General features: G+C 71.4%; 2 protein-coding genes and 1 pseudogene. All 3 read right to left on the bottom strand.

Features of this window, described 5'->3' with window-relative positions; genetic code table 11:
* A partial coding sequence (locus tag ACWCO3_RS33050) for a sensor histidine kinase (protein WP_450013852.1) occupies positions 1-1,691 on the bottom strand: 1,691 nt, incomplete at its 3' end.
* Entirely contained in the window at positions 1,688-2,887 is a 1,200-nt protein-coding gene (locus ACWCO3_RS33045) for a PP2C family protein-serine/threonine phosphatase (RefSeq protein ID WP_145778819.1), read from the bottom strand. The genes ACWCO3_RS33050 and ACWCO3_RS33045, both read right to left, overlap by 4 nt.
* Before the next feature lie 172 nt (positions 2,888-3,059).
* Positions 3,060-3,414 (bottom strand): annotated as a pseudogene (locus ACWCO3_RS33040) (hypothetical protein); the annotation flags it as partial.

The following is a 3,414-nucleotide window of genomic DNA, read 5'->3' as shown; positions in this document are numbered from 1 at the left end:
GACGGCTCGTCGGCCCGGTCCGGCCGGTCCGTCCCGTCGGACTGCTCGGCCAGCGCTGCCGGAGCCTCGTTCGGGGGCGTCGTGTCGCCCTCCGGCAGAGCGGGCGGCTGGTCCGGCGACTCGACGGCGGCAGCCGCCTCCACGTCCGCCGGCAGCGCCGGCAGGGTGAAGCGGATCGCGGTGCCCTCCGGCACGTCGGTGTCCACCCAGACCCGGCCGCCGTGGTACTCGACGATCTTCTTGACGATGGCCAGCCCGATGCCGGTGCCCGGGTACGCGTCCTTCGAGTGCAGCCGCTGGAAGATCACGAAGATCTTGTCGGCGAACTCCGGCTCGATCCCGATGCCGTTGTCCTCGCAGCTGATCTCCCACTCGGCGCCCACCAGACGGGCCGAGACGTGCACCTTGGGCAGCACGTCGGCCCGGCGGAACTTGATCGAGTTGCTGACCAGGTTGGCCAACAGGTTGGTGAGCAGCGGTTCCTCACCCGAGATCACCGGCAGGTCGGTCCAGGTCAGCTCAGCGTCGGCGTACTGCCGGGCGGCCTCGGTCTGCCCGGCCACGTCGCCCATCACCTTGTTCAGGTCGACCTCGACGAAGCCGGTGGTGAGCCGGCCGATCCGGGAGAACGCGAGCAGGTCGTTGATCAGACGCTGCATGCGCTGGGCGCCGTCCACCGCGAACGCGATGTACTGGTCGGCCCGCTCGTCCAGCTGCCCGGCGTAGCGGCGCTGGAGCAGCTGGCAGAAGCTGGCCACCTTGCGCAGCGGCTCCTGCAGGTCGTGCGAGGCAACGTACGCGAACTGCTCCAGGTCACGGTTGGACCGGGTCAGCTCCTCGGCCTGCTTCTGGAGCTGGCTGTTGACCCACTCGATGCGCTCGCGCGCCCCCCGCACCTCGGCCAGGTCGGCGGCGATCTTCTGGCGCATCGCGTCCACGTCGTCGCCGAGCCGGATGAACTCCGGCGGGCCGACGGTGGAGATGCGGTGCTGGTAGTCGCCCTCGGCGACCTCGCGGACCTGGTTGGCCAGGCCGGTCAGTGGCCGGATCACCATCCGGTCCAGCGAGAGCAGCAGCACGGCGCCGGCCACGACCACCACGAGGGCGGCGACGATCAGCAGGACGACCAGGACGTTACTGCTGGTCCGCACATCGGTCGCGGCCTGCTCACGAGCGGTCAGAATCTCCGCCTGGAGGTCGTTCACCGCAGCGCGCACCTGGTCGAACTGCTGTCGGGCCGCTTCGGTAATCAACGCCTGCCCGGCTCTGGTGCCGCTCTGCTCGGTGGTGCTGATCACCGGTTCCGCGACCGACTGCCGCCACTGCGAGCTGCGCTGCTCGACGGTCCGCAACTCCTGACCGATCTGCGGATAGTCGTCGAGCAGCGCCCGCATCGAGGTGACGACGCTCGTCTCCTGCGCGAGCCCTTCCCGGTAGGGATTCAGGTCGGCCGGGTCACCGCTGACCGCGTACCCGCGGATCCCGGTCTCCTGATCGAGCAACGCGTTGAGCAGTTCCTGCGACTGCACCCGCAACGGGCCGGTCTGATTCAGAACGGCGTCGATCTGGGTGCGGTTGCGGGCCGCCACCGCCGCCTCCGCGGCGGCCAGACCGATCAGCAACACACCCACGACGGTGAGCAGGGTGACGACCCGGCGGCGCAGACTCCAGCCGCCGACCACCGGCTTCACCGGCCACCTCCCCGGCTGACCAGCAGCATGGCCACGTCGTCGGCGAGCGGGCCACCGTTGAGCCGCTCGGCCCGACCGACCAGCCAGGCCGGCAGCTCGGTCAGCGACACCTCGCGGTTGGCCGGTTCGCCGAGCAGACCGCTCAGACCCGGCACGTCGAGGCGTTCGTTGCCCTCGCCCACCCGCCCCTCGATGAGGCCGTCGGTGTACATCAGCAGGGACCAGTCATCGGTGTCGAACTCCAGGTCGTAGGCGATCGGCCGGCGGGGTCGTACGCCCAACAGCCGGCCACCGGGCGCGGGCACCGGGGCGACCCGGCCACCGGAGAGCAGCAGCGGCGGCGGGTGCCCGGCGAGCCGGACGGTGGCCCGGTTGGCGTCCAGGTCCAGTCTGGCGGTGGCCACGGTCGCGAAGATCTCCTGAAGGCGGCGTTCGCTCATCAGCACCTGCTCCAGCGCGGGCAGCACCTCGTCGTCCGGCACCCCGGCGAGCACCAGGGCCCGCCAGGCCACCCGCAGCTCGACGCCGAGCGCGGCCTCGTCCACCCCGTGCCCGCAGACGTCGCCGACGATCAGGTCGAGGCGGTCCGGGCGGGTCTGCACCACGTCGAAGAAGTCCCCGCCGATCAGCGCGGCGTGCCGGCCCGGCCGGTAGAAGGTGTGCACCGCCACCTGGTCGGTCGTCATCAGCGGCTGTGGCAGCAGGCCGCGTTCGAGGCGGGCCGACTCGGCCTGGCGCAGCTCGACCTCGCGCAGCCGACGCGCGTTCACGTCGGCGCGCTTGCGCTCCACGGCGTAGCGCAGTGCCCGGGTCAGCAACACCCCATCGACCTGACCCTTGACCAGGTAGTCCTGCGCGCCCTCGGCGACCGCGACGACACCCAGGTGCTCGTCCGAACGGCCGGTCAGCACACAGACCGCGGCACCGCTGGACATCTCCAGCACCTGGCGCAGCCCGTCCAACCCCTGCGCGTCGGGCAGGCCCAGGTCGAGCAGGACGCAGTCCACGTCCGTGATCCGCTGCCGCGCCTCGCTGAGACTGGTGGCGACCACCAGGTCGATCATCGAGTTGGTCTCGGCGAGTAACTCGCCGACCAGGAAGGCGTCACCCTCGTCGTCCTCCACCAGCAGCACCCGCAACCGCTCTCCCGGTGGCAGGTTGGCGTGCCGCGCCAGGCCGCCATGCGGGTACGACACGACAGGGGAACCGGTCAGACCGGGTCCCCGGGTCGGCCGGGTCACCGCCGCGAGGCGCGGGAGTTCGCTGGTGATGTCGGGCTCCTTCCGAGTGCCCTGCTGATCCTGTATTAGACAACGGTCGCACACAACACGACGCCTCCCGCGCGGGCGGGGAGGGGGATGGACCGCGTCACTGCCCACCGGATGACAAACCAGGCGGCGGTCGAGGTAGGGCGTACCGGCCATCCCATCTGGCGGCACCGAGGGGCAGGATGGTGCCACCCCAGGCCCCACCACCCCCCGAGGAGTTTCCGTGGGCGCACCCACCACCCCGGCCACGACGGGCACGCCGTCCCGCCCGACTCGGGGCGTACCCCCAGCCGACCGGGCGCTGACCCGACCTCGCCGGCGGCTCCTGGCCGCCGCGGCGGCTCTGGTCGCGCTGGCCGCCGTCGGCGTTGGCCGGATGGGTGTCGGAGAACCAGGTGTCGCCCTTCTTGATGCTGTTGGCGATGGGCAGCGCGGTGTCCGGAGTGATGACGCCC

It is taken from the genome of Micromonospora sp. NPDC002411 (assembly GCF_053592955.1).
This window is presented reverse-complemented; position numbering and strand designations above follow the sequence as displayed.